20 protein-coding genes and 1 pseudogene are annotated in these 24,455 nt (G+C 23.8%); 12 read left to right on the top strand and 9 right to left on the bottom strand.

The genetic code is table 4. From position 1 onward, the window contains the following. The first annotated feature begins 912 nt into the window (after nucleotides 1-912). The 5 genes and pseudogenes from MCAV_RS02845 (at nucleotide 913) to MCAV_RS02825 (ending at nucleotide 9,932) form a co-directional block, all read left to right on the top strand. Nucleotides 913-3,639 carry an OppA family ABC transporter substrate-binding lipoprotein gene (locus tag MCAV_RS02845; protein ID WP_391591624.1) on the top strand — a complete coding sequence of 909 codons (2,727 nt, stop codon included), beginning with the start codon at nucleotides 913-915 and terminating at the stop codon, nucleotides 3,637-3,639. 333 nt (nucleotides 3,640-3,972) lie between these two features. Then, nucleotides 3,973-5,094: an ABC transporter permease gene (locus MCAV_RS02840; RefSeq protein ID WP_391591623.1), complete on the top strand. Its 1,122-nt coding sequence runs from the start codon at nucleotides 3,973-3,975 to the stop codon at nucleotides 5,092-5,094. Nucleotides 5,095-5,100: 6 nt separating this feature from the next. Further along, a complete protein-coding gene (locus tag MCAV_RS02835; RefSeq protein WP_391591622.1) occupies nucleotides 5,101-6,255 on the top strand; it encodes an ABC transporter permease in 1,155 nt (384 codons plus the stop codon). Nucleotides 6,256-6,440: 185 nt separating this feature from the next. Beyond that, a pseudogene (locus MCAV_RS02830) lies at nucleotides 6,441-7,525 on the top strand (ABC transporter ATP-binding protein). After that, nucleotides 7,515-9,932 (top strand): ATP-binding cassette domain-containing protein, encoded by a 2,418-nt coding sequence (locus MCAV_RS02825; protein WP_391591621.1) that lies wholly within the window; start codon nucleotides 7,515-7,517, stop codon nucleotides 9,930-9,932. The pseudogene MCAV_RS02830 and the gene MCAV_RS02825 overlap by 11 nt, the downstream one beginning before the upstream one ends. Nucleotides 9,933-9,935: 3 nt before the next feature. Here MCAV_RS02825 and MCAV_RS02820 read toward each other — a convergent pair whose 3' ends face one another. Next, entirely contained in the window at nucleotides 9,936-10,814 is an 879-nt protein-coding gene (locus MCAV_RS02820; protein ID WP_391591620.1) for an aldo/keto reductase family protein, read from the bottom strand. Between the two features lie 272 nt (nucleotides 10,815-11,086). Here MCAV_RS02820 and gmk point away from each other — a divergent pair, with 272 nt between their 5' ends. The 7 genes from gmk (at nucleotide 11,087) to MCAV_RS02785 (ending at nucleotide 17,714) form a co-directional block, all read left to right on the top strand. After that, on the top strand, nucleotides 11,087-11,656 hold the full coding sequence (gene gmk, locus MCAV_RS02815; RefSeq protein ID WP_391591619.1) for a guanylate kinase: 570 nt from the start codon (nucleotides 11,087-11,089) through the stop codon (nucleotides 11,654-11,656). Between the two features lie 2 nt (nucleotides 11,657-11,658). Next, on the top strand, nucleotides 11,659-12,492 hold the full coding sequence (locus tag MCAV_RS02810; protein WP_391591618.1) for a PP2C family protein-serine/threonine phosphatase: 834 nt from the start codon (nucleotides 11,659-11,661) through the stop codon (nucleotides 12,490-12,492). A gap of 7 nt (nucleotides 12,493-12,499) precedes the next feature. Continuing rightward, nucleotides 12,500-13,645: a serine/threonine-protein kinase gene (locus MCAV_RS02805; protein WP_391591617.1), complete on the top strand. Its 1,146-nt coding sequence runs from the start codon at nucleotides 12,500-12,502 to the stop codon at nucleotides 13,643-13,645. A gap of 121 nt (nucleotides 13,646-13,766) precedes the next feature. Next, the gene (mraZ, locus tag MCAV_RS02800) at nucleotides 13,767-14,210 is read left to right on the top strand and encodes a division/cell wall cluster transcriptional repressor MraZ (RefSeq protein WP_391591616.1); all 444 of its coding nucleotides are present in this window, start codon (nucleotides 13,767-13,769) and stop codon (nucleotides 14,208-14,210) included. Then, a complete protein-coding gene (gene rsmH / locus MCAV_RS02795; protein ID WP_391591615.1) occupies nucleotides 14,210-15,133 on the top strand; it encodes a 16S rRNA (cytosine(1402)-N(4))-methyltransferase RsmH in 924 nt (307 codons plus the stop codon). The genes mraZ and rsmH overlap by 1 nt, the downstream gene beginning before the upstream one ends. A 3-nt stretch (nucleotides 15,134-15,136) precedes the next feature. Then, nucleotides 15,137-16,249 (top strand): hypothetical protein, encoded by a 1,113-nt coding sequence (locus tag MCAV_RS02790; protein WP_391591614.1) that lies wholly within the window; start codon nucleotides 15,137-15,139, stop codon nucleotides 16,247-16,249. A gap of 67 nt (nucleotides 16,250-16,316) precedes the next feature. Next, nucleotides 16,317-17,714: a hypothetical protein gene (locus MCAV_RS02785; RefSeq protein ID WP_391591613.1), complete on the top strand. Its 1,398-nt coding sequence runs from the start codon at nucleotides 16,317-16,319 to the stop codon at nucleotides 17,712-17,714. 147 nt (nucleotides 17,715-17,861) lie between these two features. Here the strand turns inward: MCAV_RS02785 and MCAV_RS02780 are convergent, their stop codons facing one another. The 8 genes from MCAV_RS02780 to MCAV_RS02745 form a co-directional block, all read right to left on the bottom strand. After that, complete coding sequence (locus MCAV_RS02780; RefSeq protein ID WP_391591612.1) at nucleotides 17,862-18,638, bottom strand: ATP-binding cassette domain-containing protein; 777 nt, start codon at nucleotides 18,636-18,638, stop codon at nucleotides 17,862-17,864. Then, entirely contained in the window at nucleotides 18,631-19,731 is a 1,101-nt protein-coding gene (locus tag MCAV_RS02775; protein ID WP_391591611.1) for a hypothetical protein, read from the bottom strand. Before MCAV_RS02775 ends, MCAV_RS02780 begins: the two co-directional genes overlap by 8 nt. 22 nt (nucleotides 19,732-19,753) lie before the next feature. After that, nucleotides 19,754-20,842 carry a hypothetical protein gene (locus tag MCAV_RS02770; RefSeq protein ID WP_391591610.1) on the bottom strand — a complete coding sequence of 363 codons (1,089 nt, stop codon included), beginning with the start codon at nucleotides 20,840-20,842 and terminating at the stop codon, nucleotides 19,754-19,756. 144 nt (nucleotides 20,843-20,986) lie between these two features. After that, nucleotides 20,987-21,580, bottom strand: a complete 594-nt coding sequence (locus tag MCAV_RS02765; RefSeq protein WP_391591609.1) for a hypothetical protein — start codon at nucleotides 21,578-21,580, stop codon at nucleotides 20,987-20,989. Nucleotides 21,581-21,657: 77 nt separating this feature from the next. Then, nucleotides 21,658-22,200 (bottom strand): Fur family transcriptional regulator, encoded by a 543-nt coding sequence (locus MCAV_RS02760; RefSeq protein ID WP_391591608.1) that lies wholly within the window; start codon nucleotides 22,198-22,200, stop codon nucleotides 21,658-21,660. Next, entirely contained in the window at nucleotides 22,173-23,084 is a 912-nt protein-coding gene (locus MCAV_RS02755; RefSeq protein WP_391591607.1) for a deoxyribonuclease IV, read from the bottom strand. Before MCAV_RS02755 ends, MCAV_RS02760 begins: the two co-directional genes overlap by 28 nt. Further along, nucleotides 23,075-23,494 (bottom strand): iron-sulfur cluster assembly scaffold protein, encoded by a 420-nt coding sequence (locus MCAV_RS02750; RefSeq protein ID WP_391591606.1) that lies wholly within the window; start codon nucleotides 23,492-23,494, stop codon nucleotides 23,075-23,077. The genes MCAV_RS02755 and MCAV_RS02750 overlap by 10 nt, the downstream gene beginning before the upstream one ends. A 10-nt stretch (nucleotides 23,495-23,504) precedes the next feature. Further along, nucleotides 23,505-24,407: a hypothetical protein gene (locus tag MCAV_RS02745; protein WP_391591605.1), complete on the bottom strand. Its 903-nt coding sequence runs from the start codon at nucleotides 24,405-24,407 to the stop codon at nucleotides 23,505-23,507. Between the last annotated feature and the right edge of the window lie 48 nt (nucleotides 24,408-24,455).

Below are 24,455 nucleotides of genomic sequence, written 5' to 3'. Positions count from 1 at the left end.
TATTTACTAGTTTTTTAGGCCCCATTTTAAATTTTGTTTGTTAATTTCAAATAAGTTAATGAGTTATTAAAAATTTAAGTAAGTATTTTCTAAACCTGATAAAAATTAATATTTTAATGATGATTTATCTTATAAAAATTAAATCAATTGTTATTTTTTTAAAAATTAGAAAAATTTTATTAAATATTTTATTCTTATATTGTTTAATAAAAATTATTAAAAATATTAATAAATTTGATTATAATGGATATCAATATCTATTTTTTATATAAATTAAAAAAGTAAATTTAAGTTAGGTAATAGAATTGTGACTTTAAAGAAGAACAATTTAAATTGAAATAAAATGAAGATCGTTTTATCGACTTCTTCAGTCAATTTTTTGATTATTACTATTTTAATTTCTTATTGACGGATTATTACAAATTTTCCCAATTTGTTATTAAAGCGATAAAAAATTTTAATATTTTTAAAATTTTTAATTAAATTTAAGGCATTTTTAATTTATTTTTTAACTATTTTTTAATACTACATAATATAAAAATCATTATTTTCAATCGATTTATATCTTTTTAGTATCATTTTTAAATTTAGTTTCTCAATTATTTTTTCAAATAGTTTGTTGTTTTTAAATCATTATTCATATTTTTTAAATTTTAATATTAGATCATCTAAGATCTAAATTAATTAGAAATTATTTTAGAATTATGGTTTTTAAATTAACTAATTAATTTTTAATTTAAAAATATTTTAATAATTGCAAAATATTAGTACACTTTATTTAATATGTGCTAATTCTTAATTTAATAAAAATTTAATAAATTATTAAAAGACTAATATTACATTAACATAATTATTATTTTTAATTTTTATCTTAAAAAAAGAATATTATTGATCATCCAAAATATATATAAAATGAACTTTAAATTAAAATTTGCAACTAAAAAATATCGATTATTAAAATTTAGTCTTTTACCTACTCTTTCAACAAGTTTAATCTTGTCTGCTTGTTCTACAATTCAACCTCCAAATCAGAGAAATGAGTATATTCGTAAAATTAACCAATCACCTGCAGATAATAGTTTGTATAATTTTCGTCATGATTATACAGTTGTTGCAGCTAGTAAAACAACTGAAATTAGTTTAACTACACCAAATTTAATTGAATTTGGCTATGAAGGTCAAACTAAATTAGATGTGAATGGTAAACCTGTTGCCTATTCCAAATATAAAATTAAATTTGGTTTAGCAAAATCTATTATTGTTACAACTAAAGATGGCACTGTTAAAGTTTTTGATTCTGATGATACAACTACTGAAGTAGATGATCCTGTAGCTAATGGTGTTAAAATTCTAAAATCTTCTAATGAGAAATCAGTTAATAGTGAAGCATTCCAAACAGCAATTGATAACGCTCAAAAAATTCAATTTGCACTAAGAAATGATGCCTATTGAGTTGATAGTCAAGGTAGAAAAACCACTTATAAAGTTGTTCCTAAAGACTTTTTTGTTAAAAACCAAAGACAACAATTAACAGATGCTAATTATCGTCATAAACATGGTGGTAGTGCAAGCGCTGATGAAACTGCAGTTAATAAAACTTATAAAGATAAATTATCTTCTGTAAACCGTTTTAGTTCTAATTCTGAATATTCCAATCTTTATTTAATTAAATTATTTGATGTAGATGCTAATGCCTTAATAGATGAAACCCAATTCATTCAAAAAGATTCTACTACTCAAGAAGATGTTTTAACATTTCTTGGAAATAAATCTACTACTCAAACAAATGGTTCTTCAAGTCAACAACCTTCAATAACTGCGAAAACTGGTGATTTTAAAAATTTTTTATACAAAATTATTCTTGATGGTACATACTTCACACCTGCACCTAGTGGTTATATTGCAGATAATGTAAACCGTAGTCCATCTGATATTAGTGGTATTGCGAAAAGTTCTGGTTATTATTGATATGGTTCTGATTTTAAGGACATGTTGTTTGCTGGTCCTTATTATGTTGCTCAATCAAATAATTCTTTAGAGCGTTTTAGTATTAATCGTAATTATTTTGATCAAAGTTTTGCAAATGATCCTAAATCAATTTATTCTTATGTTAAAACTTTTGATGGTAGTGATGCAAAAGTATTCCAAAATAATCAATTTGAAGAATACAAAAATGGTGCTGCAGTTAGTGTTCCTTGAAGTTCATTAACAGAAACTCAAAAAAGTGAAGTGTTAAACAGCCCTCAACAATTTAATTTATCTTATAACAAACAACCTGATAATAATTCAATTACAGGACTTTTAGATTGAAATGCAACCTTATATCCTAACCCTAAAAGTAAAAATTTACCATTTTTATTTAATAATGCTTTTTCATTATTAATGTATGGAGTTGATATTAACAAATTAAATGAAGGTACTGCTACTGATTTAACTAATTATTGAATGGGTGATGGTTATATTTTTCGTTCAATTTTATCAAGTGCTTTCAATTATTATACTTTTAATAATGAGATTAACTCTAATACTGAATTTTGAGCTCCATTAGCTCGTCCCGATGCTTTAATTGGTGGTAATGATAGTAACGTACATTCTGAAACAAAATTAAAAACTTTATTAGATGATTTTGAGAATCAAAATAGTTTCTTTTTCTATGGTGGTGCTAATGGTAATACTAGATTTGAAAAAAAATATTCTGAAGAAAAAGCCCACTATCAAAAAAATTTTAATAATCAAACGATTCAATATCAAGCATCTAATTATTCAGCACTAAAAACTGAAACAAAACGTTTATTAGATAAGTTTTATGATTCTACAAGCGGTAAGGGTAAAAGTTTAACTGGTGCTGATAAAAAAATTAAATTTACTATTCCAACTCGTTTTACTAATACTAATGCAGCAACATTATCAGCATTACATAATGCCGTTTCTGTGCTTAATTCTTTAGATAATCGTTTAGAAATTGAAGTAAAACGAATGGATCAACAATTGTTTCAATCAGTTCTTAGTTCAAAATCAGCATTTTCATTGGCTGGATGAGGTTATGATTTAAATAACTATTTTGGATTTTTAGGCTTTTTCTTTTATACAGATACTGATTCTAAATTATTTACTTCATTGTTTAATTTTGCAGATTTACCTACTTCAACTACTGATAATTCTGGTTCACAACATACTAATCAAAATTTACAAACATATAAAGATAAAGCGACTCAATATCCCGAAATTACTAAATTAGCTCAAGAATTCAAAAAATCACAAATTACATTTTCTAATAATGGTGGTGCTAAAACATTTGAAGAAGTTAAAAAAGCCACTTTTAAAGATTTAAGTCATTATAGTGATTTTGCTAAAAAACAAGTAACTGGCGATACAACTAATGATGAATTTGATCCGATTTTTGCTTATTCCAAATTTGCCCTTGAATATTTAGAAAAAATTTCTAATAAACAAATTGCTGATTTAAACCGTGAAATTACTTCATTAATAGGAATTGGGTTTAACTCAAATGGTCCTCATTCAATTTTATTGAAACCAATTCCAGTTTTAACTAATAAAAAATATACTCTTCCACCAACATTTAATGAAGAATTAAACATGCGTTATGTTAAAGTGGATAATGATTCTAGAAGCAGTTAAATAATTATAATATCGTTACAAAATTAATTTTATGATATCGTTTTAATTTAATATTGTAAAAACAAAATTTTGTTTTAATTTATTAAATATCTTTAATTTTGTAATTGTTAAGATTAATGATTAATTTATCTTAACAACACAATTTAAGCGTTTAATTTAATGATAAAAAATAATCTATTTATTGCAAAAATAAATAGATTTTTTTATACTAATAAGTTAATTTTGAAACTTCATAAACACTATTTGTCAAATTATTTTAATTTTTAACAACAATTTTTACTAATCATTTGAGATTAAAAAAACAACATTAAAAAAACAAGAAAATTATCATCAATGGTTAATTATTTATTTAAAAGAATTGTCTTATTATTTTTCACTTTATTTTTTAGTATGATGATTGTTTATTTAGTTCAATCTAATTTTGGTCCTAATCCATTCACTCAAGAAGGTGCAGTTAATCCAGAAAGAGGAACTAATATTAATGATTTAATTAGACAATTAATTGAAGAAAATGGTTTTAATAAACCAGCAATTGTGCAATTTTTTAATTATTTAAAAGGTTTAATTTTTGAAGGTAATTTAGGTAAAGTTTATGTAAGTAATTTACAATTACCAAATAGTTTATTTGAACCATTACAATGAACTTTATTAGTTACTTTTCCTACTTTCATTTTAAGTGTAGTAATTGGTGTAATTTTAGGAACAGTTTCAGCTTATTATGCTGGTAGAACACTTGATCGAATCATTACTTCAATTACTACTTTTTTATCTTCAATTCCAAGTATTGTAATTGCTCCATTAGCTCTATTACTTTTTTATCGTTCGTTTGGTTTACCACTATCATTCATTTTGCCACGACCTGATGCTGGAATTGGGATTGATGCAACATTATTATCTTTAATTACTCCAATTTTTGTTTTAACAATTACTTCTTTATCAGGTTATATTTTAGTAACAAGAAATCAAATGTTAAATGTTTTAACATCTAATTATGTTTTAATTGCCAAAACTAAAGGTTTATCAGCAAAAACAATTTTTTTTAAATATGTTTTACGTAATGCTTCTTTACCTTTAAGTTCAATTATTTTATCTTCATTTATTGGTCTATTATCAGGGACAATTATTTTAGAACGTTTTTTTGGAATTCCTGGAAGTGCTGATCCTGCTTTAGATGCTGCATTAAAAGGTGAAATTAATATTATTATGTTTAATGTTTTATTTTTTGGTGGCTTGTCTTTAGGAATTTCAATTTTAATTGATGTTTTATTTACTATTTTAGATCCAAGAATTAAAATTGCAACTAAAGGTAAATGATACCAACGTTTTATCATTGTTGTTAATAGTTTAAAACGTAATAATTTTTGTTTAATAAAAATAATGAAAAAAAGTTATGGTGCTATTAATCATTGGATTCATCATAAATCAAAACAATGATCAAAAAATAGATTGGAGTAAAAATTAATGACTAAACCAAAACTAACTTCAGAAGAATTTAACCGTAAATATTTTTTATTACCAAATGAAACGAAATTAATTAAATATGCTACTAAAAGTATTTCAACAGTTGGTTTAGTAGGCAAACCCTCTAATTTTTTTCGTGATTTTAATTATCGTTTGTTTAAACAAAAAGCAGCAATTTTTGGTTTAGTTTCCATTGTTGTTTTAATTTTAATTTCCATTATTGTTCCAGCAACTTCACCATATGTTGCAACTTTACCAATTAGTAGTATTTCAACAACATTTTTAAAAGAATTACCCCCTTCATACACAACAGTTCAAACAAGTTTATTTTCTGCTACTGATTTTGCTATTATTCAAAATGCTGAAAAAAATAGTAATTTAAATATTATTATTTCTGCAGTTGATTTTGGTGGTAATTTTTTAGTAACTTATCGTCCTTATACATTAATTCAAGCAATTAGTGGTCAAAGTTTAACTAGTTTAGTTGGTACAGATCAATATGGTAGAGATATATGATTACAATCATGACAAGGAACAAGAGATGCTATTGTTTTATCAATCATTTATGCTTCAATTACTTTTAGTGTTGGGGTTTTTGTTGGTGCATTTATTGGATTTCATGTTGGTAAATGAATTGATACTTTTTTACTTCGTTTAATTGAAATTTTTGATTCAATTCCTGGATTTTTATTGTTAATTATTTTAACTGGAGTATTAGGTCGTAATTTAGTTGCCTTAGGAGTTATTTTAATTTTAATTAATTGAACAGGTTCAGTATATTCAGCACGAACTTATATTATTACTATTAAAGATGAAGAATTTTTAAAAGCATCTAAAGCAATTGGTTCATCAAAATTTCGCATTATTTATTTTCATGCATTACCACAAATTTTAGGCAAAATTTTAGGTAACTTTATGAATAGTTTAATTAGTGGTATTACAATTTTAACTGGATTAGCATTTTTAGGAATTTTAACTAGTGGACCAAATACTCCACCTAACTTAGGTTTAGTATTAAATGAAGGTCGGAACTTAATTGATCGTAATTTATGAGCTGTAGGATTACCAACAATTATTCTTGTAGCACTAACAGTAAATTTGCGTTTAATTGCAATTGGCATTCATGATGCTTTAGATCCAAAAATTAAAGTTTAGAAGCGATTTTTAATATTATGAAAATTAATAACAAAAAACTTCAAGATGCTAATCTAGCACAATCATTAAACCAAACAAATTCCAACAAAGATAGTTTTATTAATAGTAGTTTAAAAAAAATTAATTTGTGATTTAATAAATGAACTAAAAATCGAATTAGCAATAAAAAATTAGCTGCTAATTTAATGGAGAAAACTTATAAAGGACAAAATACTAATTTTCAAATTCCAGACAAACAAATTTTAACAGTAAGAAACTTAAATATTGCTTTTGCTCTTAAAGGTAAACAGTATGTTAATATTATTCGTGGTGTTGATCTTGATATTGCTGAAGGTTCCATTGTTGGTTTAGTAGGTGAATCAGGTAGTGGTAAAACTGTAACTTCAAAAGCATTATTAGGTGTGAATCATAATGCTTTAACAACAGTTGATTATGCAGTAATCGATGGGATTGATTTAACATCATTTAAATCTGCAAAAGATTGATTAAAAATACGTGGTCATAAAATTAGTTATATTCCTCAAGATCACTTACTGCTTTAAATCCAACTAGAACAATAGGCAAACAATTACTGGATTGCTTAAAAAATGATGCTAGATTTAAAACATTAGAAGAGAAAAAACGTTATTTAATTGATTTACTAGAAACATTTGGGATTCGTGATGCAACTAAACGGTTTGATACTTATCCACACACTTTTAGTGGTGGAATGAAACAAAGAATTGTGATTGCTATGGTTGTAGCATTAAATCCTAAATTAATTATTGCTGATGAACCAACAACAGCATTAGATCCTACAGTTCAAGCTTCAGTTTTAGCATTATTAGATTTAATTCGTAATAAATATAAAATTGCTATTATTTTTATTTCTCACAATATTTCAGTTGTTGCAAAATTTTGTGATTATTTATATGTTATGTATGCTGGGAAAGTAGTTGAACGTGGTACTAGAAAAGATATTTTTACTAATGCTTTACATCCTTATACTTGAGCATTAATTAATTCGATTCCTGAAAACAAAGAAGAAAAACTTTATACAATTAAAGGTACACCTCCTGATATGATTAATTTACCTTCTGGAGATCCTTTTGCACTAAGAAATGATTATGCTTTAGAAATCGATTTTATTAAAGAACCACCATTAATTTATGTTAGTGATACTCATGCTGCAGCAACTTGATTATTACATCCTGATGCTCCTAAAATTGAATTAAATGAAAATTTAAAATTACGTTTAGCAACTTTTAGAAAGGTTTTTTATGAACAATAAAACAGTTTTATCAGTCGAGAATCTTAATAAATTTTTTGATAATAATTTTGGTATTGTCGATGCTGTTAGTGATGTTTCTTTTAGTGTTGCTGAACAAGAAATTGTTGGATTAATTGGTGAATCAGGTAGTGGTAAAACTACTCTTGGACGTTGTTTAATTCGTTTGTATGATGATTATTCAGGCATTATTGCTCTAAAAGACAAAATTATTTCTGGTAAACACATTAATAAAAAAACTAATAAGTTTTTAAGAAAAAATGTCCAAATGATTTTTCAAGATCCTCATTCATCACTAAACCAACAAAAAAATGTTTTTGCAATTCTAAAAGAACCACTAATAGTTAATGGTTTATTAAAAAATAATGTTAATGATTTACTAAAAGATTTAGTTAAAGTTCAACACCAATATCGTTTTGATTTTCAAACTAAATATTATGATACACAAATTGCAATTTTAAAAAATAATTTAAAACTATCTGCTCAAGGATTAGGTAATTGATTAGAAAAATTACAAGAACTTGATTTTCAGCAATATCAAAATATTGATGATGCTTTTAATGCTTATTATAGTTTTTATGAAAAAAATTATAATTTAGAAGCTGAATCAATTAGTTTTCAATATGAAAAATATGAAGAGTTGTATCAATTTTATTTTGCAAAACAACAAGATTATCGTCATAATAACCCTCATAGTTATCAAACTGAAACTCATAAAATTCAATTACTAATTGAAAAATTAAAACGTGAACACATTAATGAAGATCAAGCATGATTAATTGAAAATGCTCAAAATCAATTAAATGATTATTTAATGCTTAATAAAGAAAGTTTATGAACTAATATTAATTTATTTAACGCTTTTTATCAACAGTTTAAACACCAATTTAAAATGAGTAATGAAGCAGCATTAAAATCACTTGATAAAAAAGAATGAGCAACTCATAAATTGAATGCGATTGTTAAAAAAATTATTGCTAAAAAGTTTTTAATTCATTTTGCATTCATTAATTATTATTTAGATAATAATCATCTTCTTATATATTTAACTGTTGATCAAATTAAAGCAATGGCGAATGATTTAGTGCAAAAAGGCAAAGATTTTATTCAAAATTATGATTTTAATTGAAAAACAAATACTGATAATTTTGCTAAAAAATTTATTGCATCAATTTATCATAATTTTAATCCTAGCATTAAACAATATTTTCAACTTGCTAAAAAAAACCATGATCTTTGTTATAAAAAAATTAGTGATTTAAAAATTGCACTTAAAAAAGTTGAAACTTCAAAAATAGTTAAATCAGATGAATTTTATACTAAACTAAATCAATTAAACCAATTATATAAAAAGGCTGAACAAATTGATCAAGTTAATTTTAGTCAAATGCTTGATCAATATAATGTTGCTAAAAACAAACGTTATACTGAATTAGTAGAATTAAAAAAACGTTGAAATAGTGAAACACTTGCACTTCAAGATCAAATTTTAAAAATATTTAGAAGCAAACACCAAGAGTTTTTAGTTTGAGCTAAAAAGAAATTATTAAATGAAAACTATAGTGAAAATCAAGCTGAAATTTTAATTGCTGAATATCAAAATAAAATCGATAAAAAAGATAAATCTTATAATAATTTTCAAATTGAAATTACTATTTTGAAAAAAATTTTTGATGAATTAAAGTTTTTGTATGGTAGTCCAACTAAAACAATTCATCGTTTTTTACTAAAATGATTTTTTAAAAATCATACTGAAATTAAAAAAAGAAAAAAATTAGCTAAATTAATTAAAACAGTTGATAAATGACACCATAAAATTAAAAAATTAATTTTTAGTAAACATATTGTTAAAAAAATTTTATTGCGTGAAAAAATTTATAACGCATTAGCAGATGTTGGCTTATTAAGACAATTTGCTTATCGTTATCCTCATGAATTTTCAGGTGGTCAAAGACAAAGAATTGTTATTGCTAGAGCATTAATTACTGAACCATCAATTATTGTTGCTGATGAACCAATTGCTTCATTAGATATTTCAATTCAAGCCCAAATTGTTAATTTACTAAAAGAATTAAGCCAGAAAAAAAATATTGGTATTATTTTTATTGCCCATGACTTATCAATGGTTGAGTATATTGCTGACAAAATTTTAATTATGCATTTAGGTAAAGTAGTCGAATATGGAAAAACTAATAAAATTTATAGCAAACCACTACACCCATACACAATTAATTTATTTGATTCAATTCCTAAAATGTCTAATGCTAATGAAGCCTTTAAAACAAGTAAATTCGATCTTAATTATTTAAATCAACAGAAATTTCCTAACATTATTGGTTATCAAGAAGTTGACTCAGACCACTTTTTATTAGGAACAGCAGCACAAATTAGTGAATGAACTAAAAAATAATTTTTATTTTTGATTTTTTTCTAACATATCAATTTCATTAACTAAATCAGTTAGTGATTGCTGATCTAATGTATAAGTTGATGTGCCATATTTAGTTCGATTATCATAAAAACGATTTAACAATTTTAATTTTGCTAAATCTTCTGAACTTAAATTGACATCATAAAAGGCTTTAGCATTAGCAATAATGCGTTCAGGATGAGTTGATTTTATAATTGGATCCATTCCTAATGCTTTAATAAATGCAATAGCAATACCAGTTGGAGTAGTTTGATATTTCTCACTTAATGATTGCACAATTGGATCTTGATTTAAATAATCAATATCATTAGTTAATGGTCTTCATGCTTGAATGTGAACGTCAAGTCGTTGATTAGTTATTGCCCGATCATATCTAGCATTGTAAAGATTAAATTCAATTTGATTCACACTTGGTAGTACATTAGTTATTTTTTCAAAATAAAATAACATTTCATTATCATAATTAGAAACACCAATTTGTTTAACTAAACCTTCTTTTTGTAATTGAATTAAATCTTTTCACGCAATAATATCTTTTGCTAAATTATAACTAGGTCGGTGTAATAAAACTGAATCTAATTGTTTTAGTTGCAAGCGTTCCATTGATAAAAGCACTTGATTTCTTGCATCTAAATAATCATCAGGTCAAACTTTAGTTTGCACAGGAAAGTGAAAACTAGAACCATATTTTTTTCTTAAATTTGCTAAAGCAATACCAATTTCAGTTTCATTTTGATAATATTTAGCAGTATCAATATAATCATATTTACTTTGATATGCTGCATCTAATGCTTTAGTAAATGATTCACTATCACCATTATATAAATATGTACCATAACCTAATAGAATTTTTGATTTCATAATTTTGTTTAAAATTACTTTCTTTTGATTGATTTGATTTATTAATTAATTTTAATATAAACTAAGTTTATTAAGTTTTAATCATTATTTCAAATTATAAAAATCATTAATTTAAAAAATTTGCTTATAAAAAATGATTTTGTTTTTGTTTTATATTTATCATTTTATAATTAAATGATAAATAATAAGAAAATTAATTAAAATATTTTAAATTTTTTATCAGTTAAATTTTTAGATTAGTATAAATTATCAAGTAAAAAAAGTTGTATTAGATGAAAAGAGGAATTTTATTTTTAATTAGTGGTCCAAGTGGTGTTGGTAAACATACGCTTTTAGTTAATCTTTTAAAAATGCCTGAATTAAATTTACATTATAGCATTTCAATGACCACAAGAAAAAAACGCGAAAATGAAATTGATAATAAAGATTATTATTTTGTTACTAAAGCATATTTTCAAGAACAAATTGCTCAACAAAAAATGCTTGAATACGCCCAATTTTTTGATAATTTTTATGGTACACCAAAATCAAAAGTTGAAGAAATGCTTAATTTAGGTAAAAATGTTATTTTAGAAATCGAAGTCATTGGCGCTAAACAAGTAATGCAATTAATGCCTGATTGTGTCTCAATTTTTATTTTACCTCCTTCACTAGAAGAATTATATAAAAGATTAGTTGAACGTAAAACTGAATCATTAGCCATGATTGAAAAACGGATTGCTAAAGCTCGTGATGAAATTGAATTAAAAACAATGTATCAATACAATGTGATCAATGATGATTTAGCAAATGCTGAAAAAGAAATTATTGCAATAATTAAAAAAGAAATTTTAGCTAAATAATAATGATTATGAGTTGAAAAAACTGATTTAAAAAGAACAATAAAATCAAACCAGTTAAAATTGTGCGCCAAAAAAACTTAAAACCTCACTTTAATATGATTGCTGCTAGTGATATTGGTGTTGATCGTTTAAAAAATGAAGACTTTAATGCTGCAGGAATGAATCGTTATAATGAACAAATTTTGTTTGTTTGTGATGGTCTTGGTGGCTATGAAGGAGGTAAAGAAGCTGCTAGTATTTTAGGTGAAACAATTATTGACGCTAGTTGAAAAACCCATTTTCAAAAAATGAGTACAACTGAATTAAAAAATTGGTTTGTTGATACAATTAATGAAGCAAAATTTAAAATTAATAAATTCATTACTAATCATCCTGAAAATCATAAAATGGCATCAACTTTAGCATTAGCAATTATTACTAAAAACGATATTTTTGCTTTTAATATTGGTGATTCACGAATTTATGGAATTGATCAAGATCGAGTAATTCAAATTTCTGAAGATCATAATTTTTATAATTTTTTATTAAAACAAAAATTAAGTCCAGCTGAAATTAGTGCTTATGGTAATCAAGTTTATGCCATTGTTAATTATGTTGGTTCATTTGATGAAGTTGAAGTTAAATATGATTTTTTTCAGTTTAGTAAAGATCAATTTGACTGAATTTTTTGCACAAGTGATGGTGTGCACAATTTTTTAACTGCTGAAGAATTAAAATTAGAAATTTTAGCACCAATTAAAATTGAATTAATTGCTGATAATATTATTAAAAAAGCTTTAGCAAGTATGAGTAATGATAATTTATCAATTTCTTTAACTAAAATTAAAATCCATTAAATAATTTATGAAAAGCGAATTTAAAAAAGGTCAAATTATTTCTAATTCTTACCAATTAATTGAAATTATTGGTAAGGGAGGAATGAATTCGGTCATTTGAAAAGCTAAACGTTTAAATTTAACTGATCCATATGATTTAAATTTCAAACAATATTGTGCAATTAAAATTATTTTATGTGATCCTAAAAACGAAAGTGAACAACTCAATAACATTAATAAAGAAATTAATGCTACTAAACGTGCTAAATTCAAATCTGATGCTTTTTGTGAATTATATGATTGGTTTTGAATTAATTCTAAAGAACATCAAAATAAAAAATATTTTAGCATTGTGATGGAATTAGTTGATGGTATGGTTTTAAGTAGTTATTTAAGATCTAAAGGAATGATTCCTGTTATTGAAGCAATGGAAATTTATGAAAAAATTCTTTTAGGAATTAAATCATTACACCAAATGAATAGTCAAGGGACTGAAATCATTTTACACCGTGATTTAAAATTAGATAATGTGATGCTAACAGCTGATTTTTCTCGAATTAAAATTATTGATTTAGGAATTGCTACTGTTTTAGATAATTCAGGATTGCGTTTTTTGAAAATTGAAGAAAAAAGCATTTATGGTTCAACTGGTTATGTTCCACCTGAAGTGAAAAAACTCAGTTCTAAAATGAGTGGAACTGAAAAAGCAAAAATTATTACTGAATTTTGAGATATTTTTGCAGCTGGAGTAATTCTTTATGTTTTAATTGCTGCTGAATTTCCTTATAGTTTAACTGATCGGGGCAAATATGATGTTTATTTAAAACCTAAATTTTTTGATTTCCCTCCTTTATCTAATTATGTTCCTAATATATCAGGTATTATTGAAAACATTGTTTATAAATCATTAGTTTCTAATGAAGAAGAAATTCATTTACGATATAAAAATGTTGATGAAGTTTTATTAGATGTTCAAGCATGAAAAAACAATCCTAACCAAATTACACCATTAATTAAACCTGCTGAAAACCGCAATTTAGAAAAAATTGAAAACTTTCTAATTAAAAAAGCTAGTTATGAAATTACTTCCTTTTTTTGAAATCGCAGTGTTTTTTGTTATTTCATTGTCGCTTTAATTATTGTCATCACTAGTTTATTAATTATTTTTCAATAAATTAATTTTTATTTATCCTTCAATCGCTTTATTAAACTGCTGATTTTTTTAAGCAGTTTTTTTATTGCAATTGAAAAAAATCATTTTTTGGTGTTTCCTTATGCTAAAATTATGGGAGTAAATGGAGGAAAGTGGGACAATGGATTTTTTAGGAACGTTTTATTTTAACTTAGATGATAAAAATCGTTTAATTTTGCCTGCAAAATGACGTGCAACGCTTTCTTCTGATGTAGTTATTTCTCAAGGTTATGATGGTGCATTAGAGTTGCGTTCATTAGCAAAATTTCAAGAATATTACAATAATGAGTTAAGTCTTTTAGATTTTAAAAACAAAAATGCTCGTTTAATGTTAAGAAAATTTCTTGGTAATGCTGCTAATTTAGTTGTTGATCGCGCCTTTAGGATTTTAATCCCTAATCATTTAATTCAGTTAGCAGAAATTCAGCGTGAAGTTTGTTTAGTTGGTTTAGGTAGTGTCATTGAAATTTGAGATGCATCTAAGTATGCAGAATTTCAAAAACAAAACATTAATACATTAGAAACAGCTAGTGAAAATTTATCATAATGAATTCCTTGACTCATATTCCGATCTTAAAAGATGATGTAGTTAGTTTTTGAAAAAATCAAGGTAGTGGCATTTTTGTTGATTGTACTTTTGGTCGTGGAGGACATAGTAGAGCATTATTAGAAGTAATTGATCAAAAAAGTCGTTTAATCGCTCTTGATATTGATCAAGAAGCAGTTGCTGTTGGTGAAAGATTAGAAGCACTTGATGATCGTTTTCAAATGATTTATGGTAATTTCAAAAACTTACAATCAATTTTATTTAAATTGAAAATTTTTCAAGTTGATGGTATTTTATTTGATTTTGGTGTTTCATCACCGCAATTAGATAATTTTAAACGTGGTTTTAGTTATCAGAAAAATGGTCCATTAGATATGCGTATGGATTTAAACCAAAAAACAACAGTAGCTGATTTATTGAATCAATTATCAGTTGGTGAATTAGCTCATATTTTTGAAAAATATGGTGAATGTCAAGAAAGTTTAAAAGTTGCAAGAAAGATTTTAAAACATCAAGCAATTGCACCAATTACCACAACTGATCAATTAGTAACAATTATTAAAAATTCAGTGGCTAAAAAAACACTATATCAAAAAAAACATCCTTGCAAAACATATTTTCAGGCTTTAAGAATTTATTTAAATCAAGAACTTGAAAACATTAAATTAGTTTTAGATCAATTAGGAAAAATTATTAATTCAAAAGGAGTAATCATTTTTCTAACTTTTCATTCTTTAGAAGAGAAACTAATTAAAAAATGAATTAGAGCAAATACGGGTGTAATTAATTTAGCAAATTTGCCAATTAGTCTTGAACGACCTTTTGAATTAATTACTAAAAAATCAATTATTCCTACTGATCAAGAAATTGCTACTAATCCAAGAGCTCGTAGTACTAAAATGTGGGTTGTGAAAAAACGTTAAATTATGAAAATCAATTTATTAATTAACTTAACTAATGAGCAAAGTAGTTTAACAGCTTATTTTTATAATTTATCAACTCATAAATATGAAATTTTAGATATTGTGGAATTTGCAACTGATCAAATTATTAGTAATTCAACAATTTTAGATGTTGAAAAACTAACAACTACTTTTAAGCAACATTATGATTTATTATGTGCTAATGTTTTAGTTGATCATTTTCAAGAAATTAATTTAGTTTTACCATTTCAAATTCCCATCTTAAATGAACAAGTTTGAATTAATCACAAATTTGATCATTATGTAAAAAAATTTGATGAAAACCAATTTTTTAAAATTAGAAATTATGAGTTTCTTCAAGAAAATAAAAAAGTTATTTATTCTTATTTTGTTAATAAAAGTTTATTTGAAAAATACCAAAATTTATTTACTAAACTACATTTAAAAATTTCTAAAATTTATACTCCAGCATTATTAATTGGTCAAGTGTTTTCACAATATTCTAAATACAATGTTGTAATTGAATTTGAGCGAAAAAAAATTACTTATAATTTTTATTATGGTCAAAATATCATTAATACTAAAAGTATTTCTTATGGTAGTGATTATTTAGTTCAATATTTAGTCAAAAAATTAAAAACAGCATACCAATTAGATCAAGATTTTCAAATTGATCAAGTAATTGCTTTATTAAAAAAAGGATCACTATTTGAAATAGAAAAAAATGTTTCCTTAATGTTGTTTTTTAATCATAAGCCACTTACAGTTTTAGAATTTTTTATTAAAACATTAAAAGAAGCAATTAATGAAATGATTATTAGTATTTCTCATAAAAAACTAAAAGCATTTCAAGAAGAATTAAAAATCAATTGAATTGATAATATCTTTTTTTATAAAAACGAATATATTTATCAAATTTTTAAAAATGATTTTTTAAATTTAGCTGGTAAATGAATGTGTTTAAAAGACGTTTGTCAACAATTTAACCATAACATTTATCAAATCAATGATCCAATTATCGCTACTTTTTTCCTAGGACAAAATTATCAGAACCAAATTCAAAAAACTGAAAAACAACGTTTAAAAACCCAAAAATTATTACAAAGCACTATCTAAAACAAGATTAAAAAAGATAACTAAGATTATTCAAAATTAATTAAAAATTTATCATTCAACAACTAAAATGAACCACACACTTTCACTATTAGCATTTAATAAGTTAAATAAATTATTACTATCTAAAACAAAATTACCAGTTTTTATTTGAAAAGCAAAAAAAACTTTATCTTCACTGCGCTTTTTAAGTATTAATAAAATTCAAGTTAAATTTAGGAATGAACGTTTAAATAACTTAAAAATTCGTCATCTAAAAAATTATTATTATTCACGAGCTAAAATTAAAGTTGTTGGGATTGGCAATGCTGGTAATAATGTTTTATTAGAGTTTTTAGAAAAAAAATTAATTTTTAATAAAAACGTTGATTATTTAGCAATTAATACAAATTATGAAGATTTAAGACAATTAAGTAAATATACTAAAACGTTGTTATTAACTAATGCTAATCAAAGATTAGCAGGAGGTTTAGATCGTAATGTTGTTAAAAATTTAGTTTATAAGTATCAAGACAAAATTATTCAACAACTAAAAGGATTAGATTTATTAATTTTAGTTGCTGGAATTGGTAAAGGAACTGGAAGTGGTGCTACTCCAATTATTGCAAAATTAGCTAAAGACTTAAATATTCCTGTTATTAGTTTAGTTTTTTATCCTCACACTCAATATGTTTCACAAATTAAAATTAATGAGTTTGATGATGCTTTAAATCAAATTAAGTATTATTCAAGTTCATTTGCTGTTTATAACAATAATTATTTTTATCAAAATGATTATACTGCTGAGCAATCATTTCGTTTTGCAAATGATTCATTAATTGATGGTCTTGAATCAATTATTAATATTGCTGGACATTTATACAAAAATATTGATAGTAATGAATTTATTCGCATTATTAATGAACGCAAACAATTTTGTTTTTATTCTATGGATGTTAATTCAACAAGCATTCAAACATTAAAAGATAAATTAAATCAAGCACTAAAAATTTATCAAATTGAACATCGAAAAATTAATAAATACATTATTTCAATTGATTTTGGTCAAATTAAAGCAACTAATAAAATTTGTGAAGCAATTGCTAAAAACCTAAATCGATTTTTAGCAACTGAAAATCCTAAGGAAAGTGATTGAATTTTTGGCTTTTATGACAATAAAATTAGTCAAAAAATTCGAATTAATGTGTTTATGTTTGAACCTAAAAATCAAAAACTGATCAATGAAAAAGTGATCACTAAAACTAATGTTCATGAATGAAATCAAGAAAATGTTACTAATGCTAGAAAAGTTGAATCATTAGATCCTAATATAGTTTATAAACCAGTAAATAAAGTTGATAATAAGCATCATGAAATTAATTTAAAAAATCATCAACATAAAGATACAGATTTTATTTTTGAATCAATTACTAAAATGTTTTCTCAAACTAAATCAATGCAAAATCGTGATTCAAAAGTTAAAAATTAAACTCTATTTTTCAAATCAATATTTAGTTTAAAAAACCCCCCAAGATTATTTTTTAGAATAATCTTGGGGAATTTTATTGTTATTAATAATTATTATTACAAGTTTGATTTAGTAAAAAATAAATTTCTAAGATGCTTCAAGCACAAACTAAATATTTTTCACAATATATTGTCTTAATGATTCGATTGATGGAAAACTAGATTTAATATCATCAATCTGATCAATAATTTCACCATTCTTCATTAAATAAATTTTATTAGCAAAACGATAAATTTGACTAGCATCATGAGAAATAATTAAGACAGTAATTTTGCTCTCTTTTAAAAAAGCACTTAAGTAATTGCCTACTTCTTCTTTACTTTTTAAGTCCAAATTATTAGAATATTCATCCAAAATTAATAACAATGGATCACTAATTAAACTCGTATATAAAATTAAACGTTGTTGTTCACCACCTGATAATGATCTTACTTTTTTATTTATAATTTTATCAATTTCTAATAAGTTGTATAAATTACTAATAATAGCATCATCTTCTTTACTAAATATTTTTGTTAAATTTAAAACATCATAAACATAAAAATTAGCTGGAAAACTACCTGATTGAAATTGAATTGATATTCGTTCTTTAGGATGTTTTTTATAAGTGTAATTATGAATAATTTGACCACTAGTTGCTTTTTGATAACCACAAATAATATTTGATAAAGTTGATTTACCAGCACCATTATTACCAATTAGTGCAATTCGTTCACCAGAATAAATTTTTAAGTTTAAATCTTTAATTAAAACTTGTTTAGTTTCAAAAAACAATTTTTTAAATTTAGCAGCTCAACTTAAATCTTGATTTAATAAGTTATGTATTTTTAATTTATAAGTTTTAGAAATATTTTTCAGTTCAATTAATGGAACTTGGTTATTCATAACGACCTCGTTTTAAAGGATCTAAAATTAATAAAGCAGTTAAAAAACCAATGTTAAAAATTCATGGCATAACTAAATTAGCAATTTTAATTGGAGCATTAGCCATGACTGTAAGATTTAAATCACTTAAAATTTTAGCATTACCAGGAATTTCAGATTGTTTAAAAATTTCCATGAAAAAATCAATCCGATTTTGATCTTGAATATTATTAATAATTTGATTAAAATCAAAACCTGAAAGATTATTGACATTACCTAATTCACTAATATTTAAAGCTGCAGATGATTTTAAACTATAGATCATTCAAGGAGTGTTTAAATCAAAAATATTAGAACGAATTAAATTTAATGGTTGCACTTGTAATGATTGCATAATCGAATTAATATGCTTAGTATTAGTTCATGATTCAGAAATTAAATAAAAAACATATTTGAATGGATTAATAAAAGAAAAATTAGCATAAAAATCACTAATAGCATATAAAACAACATTACTTAATACAATAATTAATCATGGTAAAAAAATCGAAACTAAATAAAGGGTAATTTGTCTGCGAATGCAAATTGCTAAAGTTAAACCAATTAAAATTGATAAATTAATTGCTAAAAAAGCACCATAAAAAAAGCCATAATAATCAATGTTTAATCATTGGTGAAACCTAATATATCAAAAAAGGTTTTGATAACCAACTTGCAATAAAATGTTACTAAAATTTATAAGAAAGACAATAATTCATGGCATTAAATTATAACTACGTTTAATTCCTGTAAAAATTAAAATTTTTTTATAAAAACTAGTACTGTTTAATTGAAAAGTTGTTGTTGCACTTAAATATAATGGTAAACAAATCGAACTAATTAAAATTGACAAAATTCAAAAAATTATTGCTTGCCGACTCTTCTGATCGTTATTAATTGCAATTCCAATAATTGATAGTATTAAAGGAGTTAAGTAAATGAACCAAATTGCTTTGGATTTTTTAATATAAAGTAGAGAACATTTAAATAAATTAATTCGGTCTGAATATTGACTATCAATTTTAGTTGTAAAAAATTTATGAAAAAATTGTTGAATTTTTATTTGAAGATTCATATTTAAATTTATTAAAAATTAGTTATTGATATTTTCTTGTTTTCAATGGATCAAGTAAAAAAATGCCACCAATAAAAATCGCAATAAAAACTCAAGGCATTACTAGATTAACAATCTTTTCATCCAAATTAGCAATAATAAGAAAAACATTTTTTGTACTAGAACCACTATTGTTCTCTAAATTTCAATTTTGCAGATCTTTTAAAATATTATTACGAAGTTGCTCATTTAAATTTAAAAAAATGCTAATTCAAGGATTGTCTGATGAAGAAGCATTAGTAGTAGAATTATTAGAAAAATTAGGAATTTCTGAAGGACTAATTGCAGTATAACTAGGATCAAAAATTTGATGACTAATATAATAATTAGTTTTAATATTAAAAATACTAGTACCAGTTAGATTTAAAAAATTATTTTGATTTAAAGATTCACGTTCTAAAAATGCTAAATATCTATAAGGTGTAATATAAGATAATTGCGAATAAAATTTACTAGTAACATATAAATTAAAAATTGTTAGAGAAACAATTAAAAAAGAAAAAAATAAAGCAAAAGAAAAAGCGGTTGTTCTAATTTTAAAAAAATTAGCGATTAATAGTCCGATCATAATTGAGACAATCATAGTCACAATTATTGTATAAAAATAATCTCAAGATAAAACTTGAGGTAATTGATTAGCAGGTAAATTACTGTTAATAATAAAATAAATTTTAAAATAAGCAAAAATAATGCCTAATTGAATTAATTGGTAGAAAAAAACAACGATTCCAGGAATAAACATTTGATAACGTTTAATACCAGTGCTAATAATAATTTTTTTAAAAAAACTGGTATTATTCAATTCAAAAGCAACAACTGTTGTTAGCATGATAGTAATAGAAATGGCAAAAACACGAAATAAAACGATAAAAAATTCTTGCTGATCGCTTGCTGAAATACTAATAAAAAAAATAAGCAAAGGAATAATAAAAGCAACAAAAAACAACCATTTTGATCGTTTTGAAAACAAAATGGTAGTTTTAAATAAATTTAAACTATCTGAATAAGATGGATCAATTTTTGTTGTAAAATACTTATTTCAAAAAGGAATCATTGTTAATTTTTCATCCAATTGGCTAAATTTTTAGTATCGAAATTGTAATTTATAAGTCTCAACTAACAAGTAATTATAAACAAATATTAAATAAAAATTAAATTAATAAAAAGTTTTTAAGATGAAATTCAAAGTTGAAATTTAAATAATAATTTCAAACAATTAATTGTCTTTTTTGAATTTAGGATAATTGGTAATAATTGCTAAATTTTCTTGATTTTTTTTGTGATCTAAATCAATTGGCATTCCTGATTCAATTTCTAATAATAAAATCATTTCTGATTGAATTGCACTCATAATCGCTTTACCAATTAAACTAGTAAAACCAAAAGCATAAAATCACAACATTGTGTTATAGTTAGTTTTGATTTTTGTATCATTTAAAACAACATAATAATAACTTGGTTTATTTTTTAAATTAAAAATAATAAAAACCCAATTATTAATTAAGGCTAATAAAACAAAAACAATACCAATTGATAAGAAAACAACATTATTAGGATTATAAGCAATTAAACTAAAACCAATCAAACTTAAAATAATTCAAGCAATTAAAATAAAACTACTATATACAGAATAAAAATAGGCCTCTTTATAAAAAGGGCTTTTTTTAGTTTTTCAAAAATTTTTTAATGCTTTTTTAATTTTGGTTTTATCATCAAAATAATCAGCAATTGTATCTTCTTTAAGAAGATTATGATCTTTAGTTGCAATATAATTTTTAAATAATTGCAAATTTTTAGAATAATTATGCATAAATATCAATTTTATTATTGGAAGTATTAATTTTATCTTAATGATTTAAAAAAATTATTGTTTTGATTAAATCGTAACTATTTATTATTTTTTTGATCTTTGTCATTATTAAGATTAGATGGTTTAGAACGAATTACTGCTTGAATTAAATAATCTTCAACAATATAATTTTCTTTTTCAAATTGTGCAATCATAGCATCATGTAACTCACAACCAATATTGAACACTAATTGTTTTTCACTACTAATTATATATGCGTGAATATGAGGAACGGCATTTAGTAATAATTCAAATGTGGTTTCATGAGTTAATAAATTCAAATTAGATCGTAAAATTCCAATTCGACAAAAAATTTTTAAGTTGTTATATAAACTTGAAACATTGACATTATTCTTTTTTTGATTTAAAAATTTTAGAATTTTAGCAAAAGTTAAATTATGATTTTGGTTTTGAACAAAAATTTCTAGTAAATCAACTCGAGTTTTAGTTACTTTTAAACCAGAATCATTCAAAAAATCTTTAGCTTCTTGAATATTAATTTTATGATTAGAAGGAATATGACTTTCACAAAAATGTTGGGGAAAACCAATTTTTATTTTTCTGGATATTTTTTTATTCATTTTCTATTCCTGATTAATTCAATTTCATCTTTATATGGTGCAATACTAATGAATTCTTTTTTATTATTTGAACTAGGAATATTAATGTATGGTGTTTCTAAAATTTTAGGTAAATGAGCAAATTTTGGTTCATAAATTCAATCAAGTAATGTTTCAAAACCAATCATACCATAACCAATATTTTCATGTCGGTCTTTATGTGAACCAATTAAATTTTTAGAATCATTAATATGTAAAACTTTTAAGCGATCTAATCCTAAGATACGATCAAATTTTTCGATTAATTGCGCTTTTTCTTTTAAATTATAACCTGCATCATGAACATGACAAGTATCAAAACAAATTCCTAATAATTGATGATGATTACAACCTTTAATAATTGCTGCTAATTCTTCAAAAGTGCGACCAATTTCATTTCCCTTACCAGCCATAGTTTCTAAACAAAGATAGACATTTAAATGTTCGGTTTTTGCTAAAACTTGATTTAGAGAATCAATTAAATGATTTAATCCAGAAATTAAAGTTTGTCCAATAAAAGATCCTGGATGCAAAACAACTTTATTAATGCCAATAAATGCTGCTCTTTTTATTTCTTCAATTAAAAAATCAATGGCAAATTTCCGTGCTTCTTCTTTATAAGTTGCTAAATTAATAATATAAGGAGCATGAATCACAAAGTTTGATATATCAATTTGATGTTCTTGAGCTTTCTTTGTGCCTGTTTCAACTTCCATTGTTTTGATGTCAACACGTTTAGTATTTTGTGGTGGTCCTGTATAAATCATTAATGTATTAGCATCATAACTTAACATCTCTTCAACAGCGCCAAGAAAATAATGATTCTTTTTACTCATAGAAACATGAGAACCTAAAATTAATTTCATTTAGTAGTTAATCCTTTAATTAAAACTTGAACTGGTAATAAACCACAATTAATTTGAACTGATGTAATTAAATCACTAAAAATAATTAAATCGGCTAATAATGATTTGTTATATTTTTTATTTTCTAAAAACATTTTAAAATTATTAACAACAACTAATGCTTCATTGATTGATTTATTAATAATTAATGAGATTAATTTTTCACTAACAGAAGTTGTAAAAATACATAAAACTTCACCATAAAAATAGGCATCAACAATGTGTTCTTGTTCAATTTTTAAACCAATAATTAAATTTTCATCACAAACTAATCCACGACCCTCAAAATGATGAAAATTCGATTTTAAAAATTCAGAACGAAATTGTGGATTTTTATAAAGAGTTAAAATTTGAGAGCGATAATCGTTCATATCAATTCAATTAAATGTCATCAGCATTAAAATTCAAAATTTTAATATCCTTATTTGAACTAGTGTAATAAACAAAACGATTTTTAGTTTGTTGATTAGAAAAGTCTTTTTGGTTATTGGTGAAATTGATTAATTTTTTTTGAATTATATCACTATAATCATAATAGATTTTTAATAAATCAGATAAGATTAAATTGATTAATTCGTTTTGAGTTCCTGCTGCTAAATTTTCAGGATAATTAAAAGCATAAAATTGGTTTGCTTTTAAATAACTCATACCTCCACCAAATATTAATGGCTTAATTTGATTGTGATATTGTGGATTAATTCATAAAATTATAGAACCTAAAATTTGGAACATAACTCAAGGATCATAATAAAAACCAGCAATCATTTGACTTAAATGACTAACATTCTCATAAATTAAAAAAGAATAGTTAATAAAAATTTTGATATTTGGATTTTCTTTTTTAACTTTGGCAATAATTTGATTTAATTGTTCAATAGTGTAATTAAAAGTCGAATCAATTCATAATAATTGATTGTTTAGATTTAAGTCAAAATTTAATTTTTCAAGATTTTTTAAATAATTAATTTCAATAATTGATTCATTATTCAATAAAAAATTTTTTTTCAAAAAAGCAAAATCATTACCATAATAATGAATTATGCCATTTTCATTTAAATTAATTAATTGACAACTAATTAATTTAGTAATAATAGTATTTGGAATAAAGGTAATTGATTTTTCATCAACCTTAAATAAATTAGCAATAGCTATTTTATTTGTTCTAATTTTACTATTTAATTCTTGTGATAATTTAGCTAGTTTATTATGTGTGTTTGTTTGAAAATAAATATAATATTGATTTAATTTTTCAATTCAATTAATTTTAGGTCAATTATTTTTCATTAGTTTTTAAGTGTATTAAAGTTATTTTAAATATATATAAAAATTATA

Source organism: [Mycoplasma] cavipharyngis (assembly GCF_042984175.1).
GTDB classification, from domain to species: domain Bacteria; phylum Bacillota_I; class Bacilli_A; order Mycoplasmatales; family Mycoplasmoidaceae; genus Mycoplasma_N; species Mycoplasma_N cavipharyngis.
Note: the sequence above shows the minus strand (reverse complement) of the source record. Positions and strands in the feature narration are given on the sequence as shown.